The sequence below is a fragment of the Candidatus Nanopelagicales bacterium genome (genome assembly GCA_030700225.1).
Classification (GTDB): domain Bacteria; phylum Actinomycetota; class Actinomycetes; order S36-B12.
On the sequence record JAUYJT010000001.1, the window covers coordinates 1 to 19,776 of the forward strand.

The following is a 19,776-nucleotide window of genomic DNA, read 5'->3' on the forward strand; positions in this document are numbered from 1 at the left end:
GTTGCCCAGTTGCTGGCGGTTCTGCTGGTGTGCGCCTGGGCGGCGGGATCTGTCACATCGTTCCCAGAGATGCTGCCGCCATCAGTGCGAGCCACGGGAGTGGCAGCTCCCTTCGGCATCGCGGCCGCGGTCTTCGGAGGCTTCGCGCCACTGACCGCGACAGCTCTGGCCACTGGCTATGGGACCGTTGCCGCAGGAGTGCTCATAGCCGCGTTCTGCGCGATCGGCGGTCTGGCGACCATCAAGATGCGCGAAACCGCGTTCACCCCACTGCGGACCGACTGAACTCGGCGCCTCGGTAGGCGCACCAGTTTGGACAGACGTCACATGGTGGAGCTGAGGGGATTCGAACCCCTGACCCCCTCGTTGCGAACGAGGTGCGCTACCGGACTGCGCCACAGCCCCCCGGACTGACAAAGGATAGCAACGGCCAGCCGCACCGGTAGCCGATGACGGACACGCGCCCCCGGCGATGAACCAGCTTCCGCTGTCTACTCGTTGACGGCCTTGCGGTAGTACTCATCGCCGTGATCCGACGGCGATGCGAGTTCCTCCAGCTCGGCCATATCGTTGGGCTCAACCGCAGCCCACTCCATGCCGAACTGTTCCTCAAGCTCGCGAGACGGCCTCTGCTGGCGCGCCCGCTCCACCATGTCGGCCCCGGTCCAACCGCGCGCGGTCAGGTCGATCCGCCTCGGGATCTTCGATGCTCTCGGCTTCGTGACGTATGTGGGAAGCGTTGTTTGACGCGCATCCCACGTTCCTTCGCGATCTTCCTCGCCGCTGATCAGTCTCACTCCGTCGGTGACAACAGATGATTGTTGAACACCCGCACCGGCCCCGCGGCGCAGCGAAATGTCGGCCACCTCGGCACCCTGATCCCGCGGCGGTCGAACGCCGGAGACGCCCCTGCCCATCACATAGGCCATGGCCGCGACATAGGACCCCAGTGCCATTCCCACGAGTACGACGAACGACCCCGGCAGCACACCGGCTACGGCCCCAACGAGCGACACCGCGAAGCCCAAGCCCAGGCTCACCACGATCTTGCGTCGCCGTCTGGCTGCCCGGCTGATCCCCTCCGCTCCGCGGAATGTGAGCGAGTGCGGACCGATTCCCCTCTGCATCAGGGAACTGGCGTATTCGGACCAGCTCGCGGCGGACTCTAGTGATCCCCCAGCGGAACCGGGTTCACTCTGCCCTGCCGGGCGCAACGACGAAAGCGCGGTCTGCAGCCGCTCCGATGCGCGGCGCTCGCGTCCCTCATCGTGATACCGCAGAAGCCGAGGCACGAGTACGACACCCCAAAGTGCGATGAGAATCACATATATCAGGCCCGTCACAGCGCTAAGGCTAGGGGCCGAATCCGCCCTGGCCCGGGATCTAGCCGCCCGTGTCGTCCGATCCGTCCCCCTTTTCGGGAACCGGAGGCCGTTCGCTCGGAGTGGCCGAACCCAGGAAGGTCGCCAATACTCCGTCCGGCAGATCTCCACCGAACAGCACATAGGTGACGTGATCGCGCCAATCCCCATCAATGTGAAGGTAGGCAGCCCTCGCGCCTTCCAGCCGGAAGCCGAGCTTTTCCGCCACGCGGCTACTCGGCGCGTTCTCCGGCCGGACGTTGATCTCCAGCCGGTGAAGTCGGAGCGAGCTGAAGGCGAAGTCCGAGACCAGGGCCACGCCGGTTGGGATGATGCCCATGCCAGCTACTCCCTCATCGATCCAGTAGCCAACGTAGCCGGACCTGAGTGATCCGTAGCTCACACCGCCAAGAGTCACCTGGCCAACCAGCCGCCCGGAGTAGAACACCGAGAAGGACCACATTCGCCCCGCCCTGGCCTCCCGATGGTTGTACCGGACCATGGCCGCGAAGGTAGTGGGCACGCTTGGGTCGGGCGCGGGGAGCGTGGCGTCCCAGGGGCGCAGCCAGCTGGCGTTTCGCACGCGCACATCCCCCCAGGCGCGCGCGTCCCGGCGACGCGGCAACCGCAAGACGATGTCCCCGTCCGCGAGGACCACATCGGCCCGCATTGGGTTCATGCCGTGCGATTGGCCCCAGGTCGCAGTCGCAGACCTGTCACGCTCGCCCCGGCCGGGATCGTTCGAGCACCTGGGCCAACCCTGATCAGAAGGTCAGCCTCCATCAGATCCAGAACTGTCGGTCGTTCGAATGTTACGGGGACCGCCTTGCCACCCCCCGATAGCTTCGCGAGCCGCAGGCCGAGCGATCCGCCGGACGATTCGAGCGTATCCGATAGCACAACCGACTTCAGACGTTCCGGAGGGCGGCCCAACATGGCCCCGATGATTGAGCGCACAACGGCCGTGAAGAGCACGAACGCGCTGGCCGGGTCGTCCGGCAGAGCCACCACCGGGATGTCGTCATCGTCGAACTTGCCGTAGCCGAACACCCCAACGTTGGCCAACTCGTCGTCGAAGGACACGTCCGCGAACTGCTCCAGGTGAGACCTGACCGAGTCATCGGGGCTGGCGATCCCTCCACACACGACGATGAGGTCCGCCCGCACGAGCTGGTCATCCAACGTGTCGGCCACAGTCCTGATGTCATCCCCGATCGGTCCCACGCGGTATGACAGCGCCCCGGCTTCGTCCGCCGCCGTGGCGAGCATCCAGCCTGTCGCGTCGTACAGCAGGCCGTCCTTGACATCAGCGCCAGCCTGGCGCAGTTCCGCGCCGACCGAGACGATCACGACTCTGGGGCGCGGTCGTACGAGAGCGCGTGCACTGCCCATAGAGGCCAGGACTCCAACCACGCGAGCATCCACGGTCGTGCCTTCGGCCACGAGTACCTGGCCCTCCGCGGCGACTGCTCCTTCGGCGATGACGTCGCATCCGGGCGCCACCGACCCCCGGATCACCACTACTCCTTGCTCAGCCGTTGACTGGCGCAGCGGAGCCACAGCGTCAGCTCCAGCGGGAAGCTGCGCTCCAGCCGCGACCTTGATCGCGGTTCCCTCAGTCACAGCGGCTGTTGGGGCGTAGCCGGCCGGCACTTCGTCAACTACTTTCAGTTCAACCGAGCCGCCAGTGTCCTGCGAGCGAACCGCGAAGCCTGGCGCCGCGCAGACCGAGAAACTAGGCATAGGCGCCGAGGCGACGACATCCTGTGCGATCTGGCATCCCCGCGCGTCGCCGAGCGTTACGTCAAGCGGCTCTAACGTTGTGATCCCGGCCAGCATCTGCTCGAACCCTTTGTCCGGTCCATTCACCTGCGCCACAGTGATCACTCCCCCCCGGATCGGAGACTGTCCACGAAGTCCTCAAGCCACGCCCTGAACGCCGGGCCCAAATCAGGCCGCTTGCAGGCGAGCCGGACCACAGCCTCCAAATAGGACTGCCGGTCACCTGTGTCATAGCGAAGACCCCGGAACAGCAGCGCGTGGACTCCCCCGCCATCCTCCGGACTCATCGTGATTAGATCCCGAAGCGCGTCAGTCAGCTGAATCTCGCCGCCGCGACCCTTCGGCGTTTTCCTCAGGACTGGGAACACCGCTGGGTTCAGCACATATCGCCCGATTATCGCCAAGTTGCTAGGGGCCTCATCCGCGGGCGGCTTCTCCACTAGGTCAGTGACTCGCACGATGTCGGGCTGATCCGTCGGCTCGACCGCCGCGACTCCGTACAGGGAGATGGACTCCTGAGGAACCTCCATCAGACAGATGACGGAGCCACCAAGCCTCTGCCTCGCCTCCGCCATCGTCTCCAGGACGGGGTTGGCGTCGTCGATCAGGTCATCGCCAAGGAGCACAGCGAACGGCTCGCCGCCAACGTGCTTCTCAGCCATGAGCACGGCATGCCCAAGGCCGAGCGCCTTGCCCTGCCGCACCGAGTGAACCTTGGCCAGCCTGGTGAGTGACTCGACCATCTGGAGACGCTGCGCATCGCCCTTCTCGGCGAGCATCTGTTCAAGCTCGACGTTGTGATCGAAGTAGTCCTCGATGGCCCCCTTGCCCCGCCCCGCGATGAGCAAGACATCGTTCAGCCCCGCGACTACTGCCTCGCGCACAATGTAGTCGATCGCGGGCGTGTCGACCACGGGGAGCATCTCCTTGGGAACGGACTTGGTCGCCGGCAAGAACCGCGTGCCGAGTCCGGCTGCCGGGATGACTGCCTTGTGAATCTTGTGAACGCTCATGACAGCGACCTTACGGTGTCGACGCGCCGTGTGCGGGAATGACGGCGCAAGGCGAGACGCACCCGGCGGTGCGGACCAGCGACCTGCCCGCCGGAGCCATGGCCGATCATGGAGCGGTGCAGACCGATGACATCGCCGCCGCCAAGGACCGGATCCGGCAGCGTTTCCGCGCGGAGCGGCGCGCTGAAACCTATGCCGTGCGAGCTAGGCGTCGCGCACTGCTCGCTGCCAGGGTCGATGAGGTGCTGGCCGCCGTCCGCCAGGCCCGCAGCACTCCGGCCCGCGACACTGCCGCTTCAGGCCCCGCGCTTGCGACGACTCCGCCGCCTGCTGTGGCGGCCTTCCAGCCAGTAGCCGGAGAACCGGACATTTGCGCTCTGCTGAACGAGCTCGCGCGTCGAGGCAGCTCGGTGCTCCTGCCCCGCCCAGTCGGCGTTGAACTCGAGTGGGTTGCGGCAGACGGTGACGTAATGGTTTGCTCCGCGCGTATCCCGCGGCCACCCGGTCGGTCTCTCGGTCTTGGCACCGAGCCGTTGGAGGCGGCGGGAGTTGGGTTGATACTGGTTCCGGCGCTGGCCATTGACCCGGTGTCGGGATCGCGCGTTGGCTACGGTCCCGGCTTCTACGACAGGCTGCTGCAGGGCTGGCGCGATGGTGAGCCAGGTTCAGTCACGAGGCCGTTGCTGGTCGGGGTCGTGCGACCTGCGGAGCTCGTGGATGTTCCATCTGCCCCCCACGACATCCCGGTCGACGCCGTACTGACCGAGGACGGACTGGCGCGGTGCGAGGGCGTTGTCTAAACGCTCGAACGTCGGCCTTACGGACCTAGCGCAGCAGTCCCCACGTGATCGCGAACGCGGCAACACAGAGGACCACGCTAGCCACGACGTTCACCGCCGCGGTGATGGGCCGCCCTTCACGCACCGATTCATCGGTCTGCGCGGCGAAGGTCGAGAATGTCGTGAACGCCCCGCAGAATCCGACTCCGGCGAGCGTTGTAAGTACTGCTCCGCCCTCAGCGATCACCGCGCCAAGCGCCGCGGAACCAAGGACGTTGACCACGAGCGTGCCCAACGGGATGTATTGCGGATGATGAGCGACCAAGTGCTTCTGCACCCACCTGTCCACGAGGAACCGGGACGGGGCGCCGACGGCGCCGCCGACGATCACCAACAGGATCTCCAGCACTTCTATCCCCCCGCCTTTGGGGATAGGCGCGCGAACATCCAGCCACCCTTGACGAGTAACAAGCCCACGGTCAATGTCGCCACGGCGTAGATCACGGCCATCTCCGGAAGGTCTCCCTGCGAAATCACGTCTCCATGCGACATCAGGACGATCTCCGAAGCGAACGACGAGAACGTCGTCAGGCCCCCAAGGAACCCCGTCGTGATGGCAGGCGTCAAGTGCGGAGGGACGTTGCCCAGGACGCTGAGCCGACCCAAGAACAACCCCATCAGCAGACATCCCACCGAGTTCACCAGGAACGTCGCGACCGGGAAGCTCATCGGCGCGTGGGGCATGAGGGTCTCGACCGAGTAGCGAACCGTCGCCCCCAACGCACCGCCCGCCGCCACCAATCCGACGACCGTGACGAGACGTGGCTGCGCGTCTTCCCCGCCTCGCGGGGGTACCCCCACATCGGTTTCCACACGCCTGACGCTAGCGAAGCCCGCGAGCTCCGTCGCATGTGATGGCATTCGCGCGAGCGGGCGGGGAACACTCTCGCATCGGATAGTGTTAGCACTCAGAACAAAGGAGTGCCAGGCCCGGCGCGGAGGAGACATGCCAACCTACGAGTACCTATGCTCGGATTGCGGAGAGCTGACAGAAGCCGTTCAGAGCTTCACCGACTCAGCCCTAACAGATTGCCCCGCATGCCCTGGCGGAAGTCTGCGCAAGCGGTTCGGCAGCGTCGGAGTCGTATTCAAGGGCTCCGGGTTCTATCGGACCGACTCGCGCAACGAAGCACGCCGGAAAGCGTCCACGACCCCGGCACCCGCCAGCGCGAAGGACTCACCCAAGCCCTCCGATGGCGCGACCAAAGAGAAGACCAAGCCAGCCGACGGCGCCAAGGAGAAGCTCAAGCCCGCGCCAGCGACGGCTGGAGCTAGCGCCTAGCACGCCGTCCCGCCCAGTCCCGCCCAGTCCCGCCCCGTCCCTCCCCGTCCCTCCCCGCGCCCCCCTGTGGATAACTCAAGCGGGTTCTGGCCGATAGGAACTAGCCTCACCGTCCATGACATCAACGCGATTGCGAGCTTTGATCTGGCGGCACGGTCGCCTGATCCGAGTCTGCCTGGCGGTACTGCTGGCAGCTGCCGCCGTCACTTCGTGGCTTTCGGAAGAGACGGCCGCGGCAACCCACCCCGTGACGGTCGCGTCGCGGGATCTGCCATCCGGCGCGACCATCTCTGAGGGCGACCTCACTACCGCCTACGACACTCTCGGCCTCACAACGACGCCGATTCCTGAAGCGGTAGGGCGGACTCTCCGTGGCCCGATGTCGGTCGGCGAGCCGATAACGGACACGCGCCTTGTCCCGTCTGGCGATGTGCGGGCCGTGCCGGGCAAGCTCGTCTTCCCGCTGAAGATTAGTGACGAGCGAGTGGCGGCACTGCTGCACTCCGGTGACCGAGTGGACGTGTTGTCCTCCCCGGGCCTGTCTGAGCAGGGGCGGACCGTGACGCTGGCAGGCAACGTCGAGGTCTTAGCGGTCCCGGCCCGCGACGATTCCGGACCGCTCAGCGGTTCCAACATGGCCGAGTCAGGAGCGATAGTCCTGCTGTCGGTCGATCCGCCCACAGCCGACGCCCTCGCCGCCGCTAGGCCAACCGACCATGTGGCGGTCGCGATCCGCTGACGATCGCGAACCTCGCCGGGTCCGTGAGCCGGGAGGTGCCCGCGTAGTCTGACGCCATGAGCCCAAGCCCTGGCCGAGTCGTCCTGTTCGGTGCGACGGGATACACCGGACGGATCACCGCGAGGACCCTGGTTTCTTCCGGTACAGCTCCGGTGCTGGTCGGAAGATCCCGTTCGTCCCTGGACGCACTCGCTTCGGAATTGGACGCGCTCGCGCCCGGGGGCAGGCCACCGAAGTACGAACTGGCGGATGCCAGCGATCCCGGCAGCGTCCGAGTTCTGCTCCATTCGCCCGATGACGTCTTGATAAGCACGGTCGGACCTTTCACGCAGCACGGGGGGGCAGCAGTAGAGGCCGCCGTCAACGCCGGGGCAGCGTACGTCGACTCCACGGGTGAGCCAGCTTTCATCAAACGGATCTTCGAGGACTACGGACCGCGAGCGGAGAGCACCGGTGCTCGCCTGCTCACCGCATGCGGCTATGACTACGTCCCCGGCAACCTCGCCGCTGGGATACTGCTGGACAGGCTCGACGAGCGTGGTGAAACCGCGACGCGCGTTGATGTTGGCTACTTCATCTCCGGGCCGTTCTCTCCCAGCGGTGGAACCCTAGCGAGCGCGGCGGGAATCCTCCTGGAACCTTCCTTCGCCCTAGTTGACGGAAAGGTCGTCCCGCAGCGTTCGAGCGCGAACGTGCGGTCCTTCCAAGTCGGCGACCAGCGACGCGATGGGGTGAGCATCGGCGGGACCGAGCACTACGCGCTGCCAAGACTGGCTCCGAAGCTGCTGGACGTCAATGTCCATCTCGGCTGGACAGGACGTTGGTCCAAAGCGGCGTCGGCGGCGGGCGCACTGGCTTCCAACGCCCTTCAAGTTCCAGGGATGGCGTCAGCGATGGGGGCCGTTGTCCGTACCGCACTTGGTGGCTCGTCGGCGAAGGGTCCAAGTCCCGAACAGCGCTCCAGTGCCCGGTCAATCACGATCGCCGAAGCCTTCTCATCTGACGGCACGCGACTGGCTTCGGTGCGAGTCGAAGGGCCCAACCCCTACGATTTGACCGGCCAGTTGCTGGCCTGGGCGGCGCGCATGCTGTCTCGTCGGGCCGAGCAGCGACTGGGAGCCCTAGGCCCGATCGACGCGTTCGGCCTGAATGCCCTTGTGAGCGGGTGCATGGCGCTCGGTCTTGCGGAAGTGGACGAGGACCTGGCCTCGGCATCCGATTGACGGCGCGTTTGGCGCATCACCCGCTACTGTGACCGCATGTGCGGTTGCTTGACTGTCGCGCTTGGAGCTTTCTTCCCCCGAGTCGCGCTAATCCTGATCTGGATCTTCGGTGACGTCGTACAGCGGGCCTTCTCCTACGAATGGTTGCTGCCGCTGGTCGGCCTTCTGTTCCTGCCGTACACCACTTTGGTCTACGTCCTGCTGTACTGGTCGCTCGGCGAGGTCGGGGGATTCGCCTGGTTCCTGGTGGTTCTGGCGTTCCTCGTCGACATCAGCTCCTACGCGGGCGCCTCGCGCGTCAGTTCGCAGTACGACTGAGCCTGAAGTCACCGCACTCACGCTGCCTCACGAACCCACCGACATGCCAGGCGAGCCCCAAATCACGAGGCGCCCCGTACAGGAATCGAACCTGTGGCCTACCGCTTAGGAGGCGGTCGCTCTATCCGACTGAGCTAACGGGGCAGGGATTCAGTTGTACATCCGCATGGTCGGCGGTCTGCCAGGCGTGCAAACCGATTTGGCGCCCACGCCGCGCTGGCTTCGACGCGTCAGTCTACGGCCCCGCCCGTCTTCGCGTCAGGAACGCGCTGTCCGTCCGACCGAAAGCCAGCAGCGGCCGCGACAGCCATCGAAGCCAAGTCCACCGGTACCCGCGACGCGTCGTAGACAGGCGAGTCCGCCGCCACCACCGGCTCCCGAAGCGCGCCGGGATTGCCTCTCAGGTCGATGCCGGACCGCCGCAGCGCGCGTAAGTCCCTGCGTTGCCGACGAGCAGCGATGTCCAGTGCCCACGCGGGAGTCACGATCCCCGGCTCGTCAGAAGGCGGGATCCGTTCCTGTACAACGTGCGTAATCGCACCTCGACGAATCCGCTCCTTGTACGCACGCCAACCCATGGATTGCCCAACGGTCGCGTTCACCTGTCGCATCAGCTCAGCCTCCGGCGCGGTCAGCGACCGATTACGCGCCTTCTCGTCACCGAAATGGCCGAGCCATCCGACGGGCAAGCCCAGCAGGTCTTCCATCGTGTCGAAGAGCAGACCCGGCTGCCCAGGATCCAGCACGACAGCGGTGAACCGTTCCGGCGGCACCACCGCTAGCCATCTGCGCACGATCCGCCGATAGTCGGCGCGCGCCCAGAAGCCTGGGGTCGTCAGTGGACGCTTGTGCGTCAGCACGTCCCGCAGCCACTCGTCGTAGTTCGTCGACAAGCCCGACTTCAGGTACTGCTGCCATGATGCCGGGAGCAGTCCTGAGAGCGGGCGGACAGCGACTACGACATGAACGCGTCTCGGACCAAGGCCGTCCACGACACGCTTCACTGCCTGAGGACGCATGCGACCGAAGAACTCGCTGCTGATCACCACGCGGCCCCGGTGCAGGCGGGCAGCTCCAACCAGTCGCAACCAACTCCACCGGCGTGGCCGGTCCGCCTCATCCCCGAATCCGAATGTGCGTCCCCCCGCGGCCCACGCCGCCGCGTGATGGGCCTGAATCGTTCCGCCTGGATATGAGATCCCCCGCTCCCGAAGGTCCGGCCGGGCCGCCGCTAGGGCTGCCTGCAGGGCCGTGCTTCCGGTCTTGTGCACGCCTATGTGCAAGATGATCGCGTTGTCGGGCGCCGCCGCGCCACGAGGTCCCGCCTGCGATTCCGACACCAGTCCCATACGCACCACGCTGTGATCGTATCCATTCCCGACGATTCATCCGGTCGGCGGGAACGCACCTACACTTGATTCATGCCGACCTACGAATTCCGTTGCAGGGCCTGCGGCGACACGTTCACCGAGGCGCGACCCATGTCCGCTTCAAACGACCCAGCTTGCTGCCCAGAAGGCCATGACGACACCGTCCGGCTGCTCTCGATCGCGGGAAACATCCGATCCGACCGACGCGCCCCGGTCGGCTGCCCCAACGGCGAGATGCCCGACGGCTGCTGCGGAGGCGGAGGCTGCGGCTAAGTCGCTGGCGCCAGGCGCAGAGTCAGCCCGCAACGCGGTCGACCTACTCGTTGCTGACGCCCAGCGTCACAGTGACTTCGCCCTTCCCCTTCACAGACAACGTGATCTTCTCGCCGGGCGCGTGAGAGCGAATAGCCACGACGAGTTCTATCGCCCCGGTCACCGGGCGCCCGTTGACGGCCGTGATCACATCCCCCTTCTGTATCCCGGCCTCCGCCGCGGGCCCGCCCTCAGTCACCGATTTCACCTTCGCCCCAGGCCCTGAGAACTCAGTATCCAAGAACGCACCGATGATGGGGGTCGGCGACTTGCCGCCAGCGATGATCTCGTCTGTCACGCGTTTCGCCTGGTTGATCGGGATAGCGAAACCAAGGCCGATCGAGCCCGCCTGCTCTTGACCCACAGCGATCGCGGCGATGGCCGAATTGACACCTATTACTCGACCCTCAGCATCCAGGAGGGGGCCGCCTGAATTCCCAGGGTTGATGGCCGCGTCGGTCTGAAGCGCCGAGATGAAGGCTTGATCCCCCGAACCACCGGTCGTGACGGGGCGGTTGATAGCGGAGATGATCCCTGTGGTCACCGTGCCGGTCAGACCGAGCGGAGACCCGATCGCTACCACGGGATCGCCAACGCGCACAGCGTTCGAGTTGCCTAGCGGCGCGACTCGGAGCCCCTTCCTGGCAACCTTCACAACGGCCAGGTCATACGACGCCGATCGGCCAACGATCTCGCCATCGACCGAGGAACCATCATTGAAGGTCACGACGATCTGGCCGCCTCCGATGGCATCCTGGATCAGGTGGTTGTTCGTCGCTATGTAGCCGTCACTTCGAAGAACGAATCCGGAACCGCTGACGCCCTCGCCCTTGCCAGTCACCGCTAGCGACACGACCGACGGCAAGGCGGCATCCGCGATGGCAGCGACGCTGCCCGCCTTCAGCGCGGGCAATTCCCCTGATGGCTGGTTCGCTGGCAGCACTGTCGCCACGCCCTCGCCACCGGCCCAATCGGCCACCGCGTACGCCCCAGCTCCCCCCACGACTCCAGCCAGAAGCCCGGCCACCACGGCGGCGGCGATCGAGCGGGACCTCGGCGGCTCGCCACCGGCGGGCGCCGAGACGCTCTGTGCCGCGTCTCCAGGCGCCGACTCTCCAACCGGAGCTGGAGACAACATCTCCTCGGTCGGCTGCCACCATCCTGACGGCCCAAGAGCAGACGTTTCCGCGGGCGCCCCTGACCCGCTGGGGAATGGTTCGCCCGCAGGCGCAGGCCAATCGCCAGGCTCGGTCATGCCCTCACCACCGTTCGTTCGTCCCCAGCTACCCTATGTGTGTCCGAAGAACCACGCCACCAACTCGGCCCCGGAGGTACCAATGGACTCTAAGCCGCCGACCCAACTTCAGGCCGACAGCCTCAAGTTCGCCGACTCATACATTTCCGAGGACGATCCTCTGCTCAACGCCCGAGCGCAAGCCGAACTGCTCGGCTGCGTGCCGATCGCTGCCGGGTCCGGTGCGCTACTAAGGTTCGTGGCCCAGTCGATCCATGCACGCCACGTGGTCGAGGTGGGAACAGGGGCTGGAGTTTCAGGCCTTTGGCTTCTGCGCGGCATGGACGAGGACGGTGTCCTGACCTCTATCGACCTGGAGGTCGACCACCAACGGGTGGCCCGTGACGCGTTCGCGGCCGCTGACATCCCTCCCGGCCGGTTCAGGCTGATCGCTGGCCGGGCGATGGAGGTACTTCCGAGGCTGACTGACTCCGCGTACGACATGGTCCTCATCGACGCGGACAAGGCGGAGTACGGCCTTTATCTGGACGAGGCGCTGCGCCTGCTGCGCCCGGGCGGTGTGGTCGCTTTGGACAACGCGCTCTGGCAAGGTCGCGTCGCCGACCCGTCCCAGCGGGATGCGGAGACAATGGGTCTGCGCGAGATCCTCAACAGAATCCGGGCCGACGAGGCTTTGACTCCGGTTCTCGCCCCAGTTGGAGATGGCCTTCTGCTCGCCGTTGTGAAGGGATGAACACCACTTGCTCGCGGTTCCGGACGGTACGCGCCGCCGAGCCTTGTGTGATCTGTCGCACTCGTCGGGAATAATGGACCGAGTTGCCCGCTAGGGAAGGAAGGGGTTGGCATGGCTGCCATGAAACCCAGGACCGGTGACGGCCCACTGGAGGTGACCAAGGAGGGACGGGGGATCATCACGCGAGTCCCGCTTGAGGGCGGAGGTCGGCTTGTCCTCGAACTGTCAGCAGCCGAAGCCAGCGACCTCGGGGCGCAGCTCCAGGCGATAGTCGGCTAGGTCTCTTCGGCTCCAGAATCTTCGTGTGCGGCGGCGAGTTCCAGCTCGGCTGTTCGGGAACGAAGTTCCTGAGCCATGGAGGCCAAGGCTGAATCCACTTCGTCCATCCGATATCCGCGCAGGACGACCCGGAACTTGAGTCGCTCGACCGATTCTGCGGTCCATCCCCCATCAGGGGGGAATGTCTGTGGCGCGGGCCGACCAGTGCGCGGCGTCGCGTCGATCCTGCCTAGCAGTACAAGCGCGGCCCCCAAAGTGACAATCAAGCCAAGAAGCACGAATACGTAGCTCATTCCTGTTCCCCGCCTCTCCCGCCGGATACAACTCGCCTCACCGGATGTGAGACTAGCCGGGTGAGCAGACGTTCCGCTGCGGCGCCCGGGGCCGATCGGCTCAGTGGGATGAACGAGATGGCGGACGAATCGCCGTGCTGACCTTGGGATCCCGGCAGTTTCCGGACGACCGCCTGCTGATCATGGCAATCATCAACCGGACTCCAGACTCATTCTTCGACCGTGGCGCGACGTTCTGCGACGATGCCGCCCACGAAGCCGTTGACCGTGCCGTTGCCGAAGGCGCGGACATCATCGACGTAGGCGGGGTCAAGGCTGGCCCGGGCCCTCAGGTGACGCCGGAGGAGGAGATCCGTCGCGTTGTTCCCTTCGTCGGCGAAGTGCGCGACCGCCACCCCGACGTCGTGATCAGCGTGGACACCTGGCGTTCGCAGGTGGCCGAGGCCGCTTGCCGCGACGGAGCCGATCTGCTGAACGACGCCTGGGGTGGTTTCGATCCGCATCTGGCAGCGGTGGCCGCTGAGCACAAGGCCGGAATCGTCTGCACGCACACGGGCGGCCAAGCCCCCCGGACCCGGCCCTACCACCCTCAATACGCGGATCTCGTCGGTGACATAGTCGCGCGCACTACGGCGCTCGCCGATCGGGCGCTGCGCTTGGGGGTACCTCGGGAGTCCATCCTGATCGACCCAGGACATGACTTCGGGAAGGTCACTCGCCAATCGTTGCTGGCCACGCGAGCAACGGACAAGATCGTCGCTACGGGCTGGCCAGTGCTCATGTCGCTGTCACGCAAGGACTTCGTCGGTGAGAGTCTCGGCCTAACTGACCCCGCTGACCGCCTTGTGGGCACGTTGGCCGCCACCGCGATCACGGCCTGGCTGGGCGCCCGCGTGTGGCGCACACACGACGTGGCGGCGACCAGGCAGACCCTGGACATGATCGCCTGCATCAAAGGGGATCGTTCTCCCGAAGTCGAGCTCCGAGGACTGGGCTGATCCTCTAGCTTGGATCCGTGGCACCTATTCGCCCCGCTGCCAAGCAAGTCGGCGCCTTGATGGTCCGATCCAGTGAGCCCGCGGGAAGCACGCACGACCAACGCCTGCTGGACGTCCGGGCGCCCGTCACCGAATGGGTGCACGAAGATCCATGGCGCGTCTTGCGTATCCAATCCGAATTCGTTGAGGGCTTCGGCGCCCTCGCCGAAATCGGCCCGGCGGTCAGCGTGTTCGGCAGCGCACGAACGCCTCCCGATCATCCCTACTACAAGCTTGGCGTGGAACTCGGCCGACATCTGGCCGGCGCCGGGTATGCCGTCATCACTGGTGGTGGGCCCGGGATCATGGCAGCGGCCAACCAGGGCGCCTGCGAAGCCGGCGGCAGATCTGTGGGCCTTGGCATCGAGCTTCCGTTCGAACAGGAGCTGAACGACTGGGTGAATGTGGGCATCAACTTCCGCTACTTCTTCGCTCGCAAGACGATGTTCGTGAAATACGCCCGGGGCTTCATCGTGCTGCCAGGCGGCTTCGGCACGATGGACGAGCTGTTCGAGGCGCTGACCCTGGTACAGACGCGTAAGGTCACGGCCTTCCCGGTTGTGCTGTTGGGCTCGGACTACTGGGCTGGACTGCTGGAGTGGATCGAGAGGTCCCTGGTTGGCGAATCGTCGATCAGTCCAGGTGACCTGGACCTCATAGACGTGACCGACTCCCCCGAGGAGGCCGTCCGCATCATCGCTGATGCCGACCAGGCCCGGCAACGTCTATCCGGAGCTCAGGATCAGGTCCCCGCCGGAGCGTCCCTCGAAAGCGACGAGGCCGGGATCCAGCGCCGAACCACGCTTGAGCAAGAGACGGCCCGGCGAGCCGACGAAGGCGCCGACGGGAGCTGATCCACCCTCACTCCGCGGGCGCCGACGCGGCACTGGGCTGCGGCTTCAAGCCTTACGCCGCAGGACCGATCCCCGCAGCCCGGTACCGAGGTTCAGCCCGATAGCCAGCTCACGATGCGGTCCTGGCAGTAGCGCAACTGGTCGAGCGCGACAGATTCGTCAGGGGAGTGCGCGACCGACGGGTCGCCGGGCCCGAAGTTCACGGCGGGAATCCCCAGCGCGGCGAAGCGAGCCACATCGGTCCAGCCGAACTTGGGCCGCAGACTTCCGCCCACGGCCGCGAGGAACTCCCGCGCGGCCGCCTGGTCCAGACCGGGTAACGCCCCCGGCGCATGGTCGAGGACCTCTACGGAGAAGCCGGTAAACACATCCCTTACGTGGGAGATGGCCTCGTCTGACGTCATGACCGGCGCGTACCGGTAGTTGACGGTCACAAGGCACTCATCGGGGATGACGTTCCCAGCCACTCCTCCGGTGATCCCGACGGCGCTCAGCCCTTCGCGAAACTCCAACCCGTCCACTAAGACCACGCGAGGTTCGTAGTGCGCGAGCCGTCCCAGAACCTCGCCAGCGGCGTGAATGGCGTTCGACCCCATCCACGGCCTGGCGCTGTGTGCCCGTCGCCCCTGTATCCGCACTCCGACTCTCAGCGTTCCCTGACAGCCGGCTTCGACCAGCGCGCAGGTTGGCTCCAGCAGGACCGCGAAGTCAGCGGTCAACAGATCAGGAGAGTGCCCGGCGATCCTGCCCAGCCCGTTGGCCGCCGCCTCGATCTCTTCGCAGTCGTAGAAGACGAACGTGACATCTTGCCTCGGATTGGTTACAGCGTGGGCGGCCTTGAGTGCGACGGCGACGCCGCCCTTCATGTCGCACGCACCGAGCCCGAACATCTGCTCACCGACGATTCTGTGTGGCAGGTTCCCCGCTGACGGCACGGTGTCGAGATGCCCCGCGAGCACGACCCGGCTCGGTCTTCCCAGGTGCGTACGGGCGATCACGCAGTCGCCATCGCGGATCACGTCCAAGTGGTCGAGTCGGCGAAGAGCCGATTCGACCAGATCCGCGATTGGTCCCTCGCCACGCGATTCGCTCGGAACGTCGACCAAGGCCCCAGTCAGCTGTACGACATCGCCGGACAGATCAAGCTCTATGGGGAGGCTCACATGGGTACGGTATCCGTGATGACCGAATCACTGCTGGAACCTGCCCTCGGACCCGCCGCCGGAATTGGACTGGCCACTGTGTCAGGTGAGTCTGTCCTGGAGGTTTGGTACCCAGCCCCGGCGCTGGGCAGCACCGCGCCAGACGTGCCCGGGATCTCTGGCGCCATAGCCACGGACATGATCCGGGAGGTGTCGGTTCGGACGATCAGCACCGTGGTCGATGACCTGCAGGCCCCGCCCGCGGACGCCGCCGACGCCTACTTGCGCCTGCATCTGCTCTCGCATCGCCTCGTGAGGCCACGGACCATCAACCTTGACGGAATCATGGATCTGCTTCCTAACGTCGGCTGGACGTCGCTGGGGCCAGTCCCGGTGTCGGACTTGGCCCGCGTTCGGTTGCTCGCCAGATCACGTGGGACTTCGATGGCGGTCTACTCCATCGACAAGTTCCCGCGGATGGTCGACTACGTGACGCCTTCTGGGGTTCGGATCGCCGACGCCGACCGGGTGCGGCTCGGCGCGTACCTGTCGCCGGGCACGACGGTCATGCACGAAGGCTTCGTCAACTTCAATGCCGGAACCCTCGGAACGTCAATGGTCGAGGGCCGAATCTCGTCCGGTGTCGTAGTCGGGGACGGCACCGACATCGGCGGCGGCGCCTCGATCATGGGCACGTTGTCCGGCGGCGGACGCGAAGTGGTTTCGATCGGAGAAGGCTGCCTCATCGGAGCCAACGCGGGCCTGGGCATCAGCCTCGGCAACGACTGCGTGATCGAAGCTGGCTGCTATGTCACGGCCGGAGCCAAGATCACCCTTCCGGACGGGGATGTCGTCCGCGCGCGCGAGCTGTCTGGAGCCCCCGGCCTGCTGTTCCGCCGGAACTCGGTCAGCGGGGCTCTCGAAGCGGTGCCTCGCAGCGGATCGTGGGGCGGACTGAACCAGGCCCTGCACCGGTCGAACTAGACGCCTTACCTGCGCGGGTTGGCGACAGCGCGGCCGGTTGGCGGACGTTGTGGAGGATGGCCGAAACTCCTGCGCAAGACACCCAGCAGAACGTCGGCCCACCGCAACAACGTCGGCCCACCGCAACAACGTCGGCCCTGACGACGAACGCGGCATCCACCGAAGACGCTGAGCCGTCGGCAGCGCGGCCGCGCAGATCAACTAGGCGCCTTGTGCCCCGTTCGCGGCGGCGCGCTTCTTCAGGAATTCGGACGGCGGCTCGCCGTAGTGGCCCGGCCCGTCGATCCGCAGCGCACTGAGCCACTCTAGAGCGAGGTCGTAGGAAGCTGCCGCAAGTTCCGCGCTGCAGCCGAAGTCGTCCGGGCGGGAACCGATTGGCCACGGCCCTGGGAGGTAAAGCACGGTCTTTTCCGGCACCTTCTCCAAATCCCTGCGAACCTGCTGTGCAGCCACAATCGCCGCCGAGCGGATCAGCGTCCCTGTGTACGTGTCATCACGCCTGGGTGCGACGACGGTGAAGCCGCAATCCAGGACAACGATGGTCTCCGCGCCCCTAGCCGCCGCCACAGCGATCGGTACGTTCGCGACCAGAACGCCGTCAACTAGGTTCCGGCCGTCGCGCCGGACGTGCGGGAAGACCGCCGGGATCGCCGAACTCGCCATGAGCGCGGAGACGAGGTCGCCCTCACTCATCGCGACGACCTCTCCGGTGTCGAAGTCAGTGGCTACAGCAGTGAGCGGGAGGGCTAGGTCGGAGAACTTCCGAGCGGTGATCGCCCTGTGGATCACCGCGCGCAGCCCGACGTTGGGGCTCGCGGACGCCTTGCGCGAGACGAAGTTGACCGCCATTCCGAGGGTCGTCCCGAATACCTCGTTGTGCGTGATCGTCGACCACAGCTCCGTGAGCCGCGCGGGGGCGGCATGCGCGTCCTCGGCGTACGCGGCCGCGTTCAGGCATCCAACCGATGTACCCACGACGAGGTCGGCCTCGATGTCGGTCAGTGCCAATGCCCGCAGGTGGCCGACTTGCACGGCACCGTAGGTGGCGCCACCTCCGAGCACGAAAGCGACGGGCTTCGGAAGCGAGTTTGCGAGATCGATGAGGGACATCCGTCTCCTCCGTTTCTGTGGCGACCCTCACGGCGAAGCACGATCTGAGCCAGGGCGCCACCGCGCGCGATCGAGAGTCCCAGGATGCCCTGATCGCCTCGACGATGCCCGGTGGTACGAAAGGTGGGTTCCCGAGGGTTGACACACCCAAGCTGAGGCTGCTGGCCTTGAGTCCCACTTTGGGGGAGCAACCCGGGCCGAACCAAGGCATACTGCCAACATGCACGGTAGACGAATAGGAATCGCAACCCTCGCCGTAAGCGCCGCCCTAGCACTGGGCGCGTGCTCAAGCCAACCCGACACCGAACCAGCCCGCGACGTGGCGACGACGCCCACCACACAGGCCCCAGCCCTCCGAGACTGCTCGGACATCCCCAAGAAGCCCAAAGCCGACCTATCCAACTGCGACCTGCGCGGAGCGGACCTGGCCAATCTGAACCTGACCGAGGTGAACCTGGCCGGAGCGGACCTGCCGAAGGCGAACCTATTCGGGGCGAACCTGACCAAGGCGAACCTGACCGGAGCGAACTTGGTCGGGGCGACCCTGAAGGTGGCGGACCTGCCCGGGGCGAACCTGGAGGGGGCGAACCTGACCGAGGTGAACCTGACGAAAGCGGGCCTGGGCAATGCGAAACTGTTTAAGGCGGACCTGAGCGGGGCGGACCTGTCCGGAGCGAACCTGACCAAAGCGGGCCTGGGCAATGCGAAACTGTTTAAGGCGGACCTGAAAGAGGCGAACCTGGCCAATGCAGACCTGGCCGGGGCGTACCTGCCCAAAGCGAACCTGGCCAATGCGAACCTGTTTAAGGCGGTCGTGTTCGGGGCGGACCTGTCCGGAGCGAACCTGACTAGAGCGAACCTGTCCTCGGCGGAACTGCCGGACGCGAACCTGGAAGGGGCGAACCTGCGCGGGGCGAACCTGAGCGGGGCGTACCTGCCCAAAGCGAACCTGACTAGAGCGAACCTGTCCTCGGCCGAACTGCCGGACGCGAACCTGGAAGGGGCGAACCTGAGCGGGGCGACTTGGACCGATGGCCGAGTATGCGCGGGGAAATCAATCGGGAAGTGCAAGTAGGTCCTCGGTCTACCGAACCGCCGGAGGCACGCGTCTTCGGCAACGCCAATAGCTTGTAGTTCTAAGCGCGCCGGAATCGCCCGCCAACCCCGCCACGAGCGCGGAGCCCCCCCGGCAGTTCCGTCAAGCTGCGGCAGATGCATCTTCCGTCCCGAGCTTCGTCGAGCGAACTGAGGATTCCAGGCTCTTCGGATTTCAGTGGGGTGTGATGGTTGGGAGTAGGTCCCAGTTGGGTTTGCCCGCGTAGAGCAGTGAGCGGATGCGGTAGTTCCGGAAGCTGGTGAACCCGAAAGCGGCTCGCTTCACCCGTTTGATCAGGTTGTTCACGGCCTCGGTGGGGCCGTTGGTGACGTGGGCTTGGTGCCAGGCCACGATCTGATGTTTCCAGCGCTTCAGCGTGCGTCCCAGGGAGCGGACCTCGATCGGTTGATCGGGACGGGTAAGTTCAGTGGCCAAGCGTTCGGTCCATTCCATGGCCAGGGTCGCGTTGGTGTGAGTGTAGATATCGCGGACGGCTTCTTTGGCCCGCCAAGCAGTCGCAACGTCACCGTCAGGATCTCCTGCTGCCAGCAGGCCCAGGAGTTTGCTGGTGCCGGACTCGCTCAAGCGCTCGTCGGCTTTGGTCAGGAGTCTGCGGCATCGGTAGAGGGGGTCGTTCTTGCGTCCACGGTGACCCATGGTGGCGTTCTGGACCCGGCGTCGGCACTGGTCAAGTTTCGTGTTCGCGTGTTCGCGGACATGAAATGTGTCAGCTACCTGCACGGCGTCGGGCAGC

At 65.7% G+C, this 19,776-nt stretch carries 25 protein-coding genes and 2 tRNA genes; 13 read left to right on the top strand and 14 right to left on the bottom strand.

The annotated features are described in order from the left end of the window. Positions 1-285 (top strand): hypothetical protein (locus Q8P38_00005; GenBank protein ID MDP4012997.1); only part of this gene is annotated, 285 nt, incomplete at its 5' end. Between the two features lie 43 nt (positions 286-328). Here the strand turns inward: Q8P38_00005 and Q8P38_00010 are convergent. The 5 genes from Q8P38_00010 to Q8P38_00030 all read right to left on the bottom strand — a co-directional run bounded on the left by Q8P38_00010 (position 329) and on the right by Q8P38_00030 (position 4,156). Then, positions 329-405 (bottom strand) — tRNA-Ala (locus tag Q8P38_00010). A gap of 86 nt (positions 406-491) precedes the next feature. Then, a complete protein-coding gene (locus Q8P38_00015; GenBank protein MDP4012998.1) occupies positions 492-1,343 on the bottom strand; it encodes a hypothetical protein in 852 nt (283 codons plus the stop codon). 40 nt (positions 1,344-1,383) lie between these two features. After that, a complete protein-coding gene (locus Q8P38_00020; GenBank protein ID MDP4012999.1) occupies positions 1,384-2,040 on the bottom strand; it encodes a GNAT family protein in 657 nt (218 codons plus the stop codon). Next, positions 2,037-3,239 (bottom strand): molybdopterin-binding protein, encoded by a 1,203-nt coding sequence (locus Q8P38_00025; protein ID MDP4013000.1) that lies wholly within the window; start codon positions 3,237-3,239, stop codon positions 2,037-2,039. Before Q8P38_00025 ends, Q8P38_00020 begins: the two co-directional genes overlap by 4 nt. A gap of 5 nt (positions 3,240-3,244) precedes the next feature. Further along, positions 3,245-4,156, bottom strand: a complete 912-nt coding sequence (locus tag Q8P38_00030) for a UTP--glucose-1-phosphate uridylyltransferase (protein MDP4013001.1) — start codon at positions 4,154-4,156, stop codon at positions 3,245-3,247. A gap of 38 nt (positions 4,157-4,194) precedes the next feature. Between Q8P38_00030 and Q8P38_00035 the strand changes: the two genes are divergently transcribed. Continuing rightward, a complete protein-coding gene (locus Q8P38_00035) occupies positions 4,195-4,956 on the top strand; it encodes a 5-formyltetrahydrofolate cyclo-ligase (GenBank protein MDP4013002.1) in 762 nt (253 codons plus the stop codon). 25 nt (positions 4,957-4,981) lie between these two features. On the opposite strand, the gene Q8P38_00040 is transcribed toward Q8P38_00035, so the two are convergent. Together Q8P38_00040 and Q8P38_00045 are read right to left on the bottom strand one after the other, a co-directional pair. After that, the gene (locus Q8P38_00040) at positions 4,982-5,344 is read right to left on the bottom strand and encodes a CrcB family protein (GenBank protein ID MDP4013003.1); all 363 of its coding nucleotides are present in this window, start codon (positions 5,342-5,344) and stop codon (positions 4,982-4,984) included. A 2-nt stretch (positions 5,345-5,346) separates the two neighbouring features. After that, positions 5,347-5,808: a CrcB family protein gene (locus tag Q8P38_00045; protein MDP4013004.1), complete on the bottom strand. Its 462-nt coding sequence runs from the start codon at positions 5,806-5,808 to the stop codon at positions 5,347-5,349. Positions 5,809-5,941: 133 nt separating this feature from the next. Between Q8P38_00045 and Q8P38_00050 the strand changes: the two genes are divergently transcribed. The 4 genes from Q8P38_00050 to Q8P38_00065 all read left to right on the top strand — a co-directional run bounded on the left by Q8P38_00050 (position 5,942) and on the right by Q8P38_00065 (position 8,557). Beyond that, the gene (locus Q8P38_00050) at positions 5,942-6,277 is read left to right on the top strand and encodes a zinc ribbon domain-containing protein (protein MDP4013005.1); all 336 of its coding nucleotides are present in this window, start codon (positions 5,942-5,944) and stop codon (positions 6,275-6,277) included. A gap of 115 nt (positions 6,278-6,392) precedes the next feature. Further along, positions 6,393-7,016, top strand: coding sequence for an RcpC/CpaB family pilus assembly protein (locus Q8P38_00055; GenBank protein ID MDP4013006.1), 624 nt, complete (start codon positions 6,393-6,395; stop codon positions 7,014-7,016). A gap of 56 nt (positions 7,017-7,072) precedes the next feature. Beyond that, the gene (locus Q8P38_00060) at positions 7,073-8,239 is read left to right on the top strand and encodes a saccharopine dehydrogenase NADP-binding domain-containing protein (GenBank protein MDP4013007.1); all 1,167 of its coding nucleotides are present in this window, start codon (positions 7,073-7,075) and stop codon (positions 8,237-8,239) included. A gap of 36 nt (positions 8,240-8,275) precedes the next feature. Continuing rightward, positions 8,276-8,557, top strand: coding sequence for a hypothetical protein (locus tag Q8P38_00065; GenBank protein ID MDP4013008.1), 282 nt, complete (start codon positions 8,276-8,278; stop codon positions 8,555-8,557). 70 nt (positions 8,558-8,627) lie between these two features. Here Q8P38_00065 and Q8P38_00070 read toward each other — a convergent pair. Next, a tRNA-Arg gene (locus tag Q8P38_00070) sits at positions 8,628-8,701 on the bottom strand. A gap of 86 nt (positions 8,702-8,787) precedes the next feature. Continuing rightward, positions 8,788-9,915, bottom strand: a complete 1,128-nt coding sequence (locus Q8P38_00075) for a hypothetical protein (protein ID MDP4013009.1) — start codon at positions 9,913-9,915, stop codon at positions 8,788-8,790. Positions 9,916-9,978: 63 nt separating this feature from the next. Here Q8P38_00075 and Q8P38_00080 point away from each other — a divergent pair, with 63 nt between their 5' ends. Continuing rightward, entirely contained in the window at positions 9,979-10,200 is a 222-nt protein-coding gene (locus Q8P38_00080; protein ID MDP4013010.1) for a zinc ribbon domain-containing protein, read from the top strand. A gap of 43 nt (positions 10,201-10,243) precedes the next feature. Here the strand turns inward: Q8P38_00080 and Q8P38_00085 are convergent, their stop codons facing one another. Next, positions 10,244-11,494, bottom strand: a complete 1,251-nt coding sequence (locus Q8P38_00085; protein MDP4013011.1) for a trypsin-like peptidase domain-containing protein — start codon at positions 11,492-11,494, stop codon at positions 10,244-10,246. Positions 11,495-11,576: 82 nt separating this feature from the next. On the opposite strand from Q8P38_00085, the gene Q8P38_00090 reads away from it, so the two are divergent. Together Q8P38_00090 and Q8P38_00095 are read left to right on the top strand one after the other, a co-directional pair. Continuing rightward, positions 11,577-12,227: an O-methyltransferase gene (locus Q8P38_00090; GenBank protein MDP4013012.1), complete on the top strand. Its 651-nt coding sequence runs from the start codon at positions 11,577-11,579 to the stop codon at positions 12,225-12,227. Between the two features lie 111 nt (positions 12,228-12,338). Beyond that, positions 12,339-12,506 carry a DUF3117 domain-containing protein gene (locus Q8P38_00095; protein MDP4013013.1) on the top strand — a complete coding sequence of 56 codons (168 nt, stop codon included), beginning with the start codon at positions 12,339-12,341 and terminating at the stop codon, positions 12,504-12,506. Here the strand turns inward: Q8P38_00095 and Q8P38_00100 are convergent. Further along, positions 12,503-12,799, bottom strand: a complete 297-nt coding sequence (locus Q8P38_00100) for a DivIVA domain-containing protein (GenBank protein MDP4013014.1) — start codon at positions 12,797-12,799, stop codon at positions 12,503-12,505. The genes Q8P38_00095 and Q8P38_00100 overlap by 4 nt on opposite strands. 182 nt (positions 12,800-12,981) lie before the next feature. On the opposite strand from Q8P38_00100, the gene folP reads away from it, so the two are divergent. Continuing rightward, the gene (gene folP / locus Q8P38_00105) at positions 12,982-13,797 is read left to right on the top strand and encodes a dihydropteroate synthase (protein ID MDP4013015.1); all 816 of its coding nucleotides are present in this window, start codon (positions 12,982-12,984) and stop codon (positions 13,795-13,797) included. Between the two features lie 17 nt (positions 13,798-13,814). Continuing rightward, the gene (locus Q8P38_00110; protein ID MDP4013016.1) at positions 13,815-14,690 is read left to right on the top strand and encodes a TIGR00730 family Rossman fold protein; all 876 of its coding nucleotides are present in this window, start codon (positions 13,815-13,817) and stop codon (positions 14,688-14,690) included. 92 nt (positions 14,691-14,782) lie between these two features. On the opposite strand, the gene dapE is transcribed toward Q8P38_00110, so the two are convergent. Next, positions 14,783-15,853 (bottom strand): succinyl-diaminopimelate desuccinylase, encoded by a 1,071-nt coding sequence (gene dapE / locus Q8P38_00115; GenBank protein MDP4013017.1) that lies wholly within the window; start codon positions 15,851-15,853, stop codon positions 14,783-14,785. On the opposite strand from dapE, the gene dapD reads away from it, so the two are divergent. Next, positions 15,854-16,816 carry a 2,3,4,5-tetrahydropyridine-2,6-dicarboxylate N-succinyltransferase gene (gene dapD, locus Q8P38_00120; protein MDP4013018.1) on the top strand — a complete coding sequence of 321 codons (963 nt, stop codon included), beginning with the start codon at positions 15,854-15,856 and terminating at the stop codon, positions 16,814-16,816. A 201-nt stretch (positions 16,817-17,017) separates the two neighbouring features. Here dapD and Q8P38_00125 read toward each other — a convergent pair whose 3' ends face one another. Beyond that, complete coding sequence (locus tag Q8P38_00125) at positions 17,018-17,926, bottom strand: patatin-like phospholipase family protein (protein ID MDP4013019.1); 909 nt, start codon at positions 17,924-17,926, stop codon at positions 17,018-17,020. A 220-nt stretch (positions 17,927-18,146) separates the two neighbouring features. Between Q8P38_00125 and Q8P38_00130 the strand changes: the two genes are divergently transcribed. Continuing rightward, positions 18,147-19,001 (top strand): pentapeptide repeat-containing protein, encoded by an 855-nt coding sequence (locus tag Q8P38_00130; GenBank protein ID MDP4013020.1) that lies wholly within the window; start codon positions 18,147-18,149, stop codon positions 18,999-19,001. A 195-nt stretch (positions 19,002-19,196) separates the two neighbouring features. Here Q8P38_00130 and Q8P38_00135 read toward each other — a convergent pair. After that, on the bottom strand, positions 19,197-19,776 hold a 580-nt coding region (locus tag Q8P38_00135), incomplete at its 5' end, for a transposase (GenBank protein ID MDP4013021.1).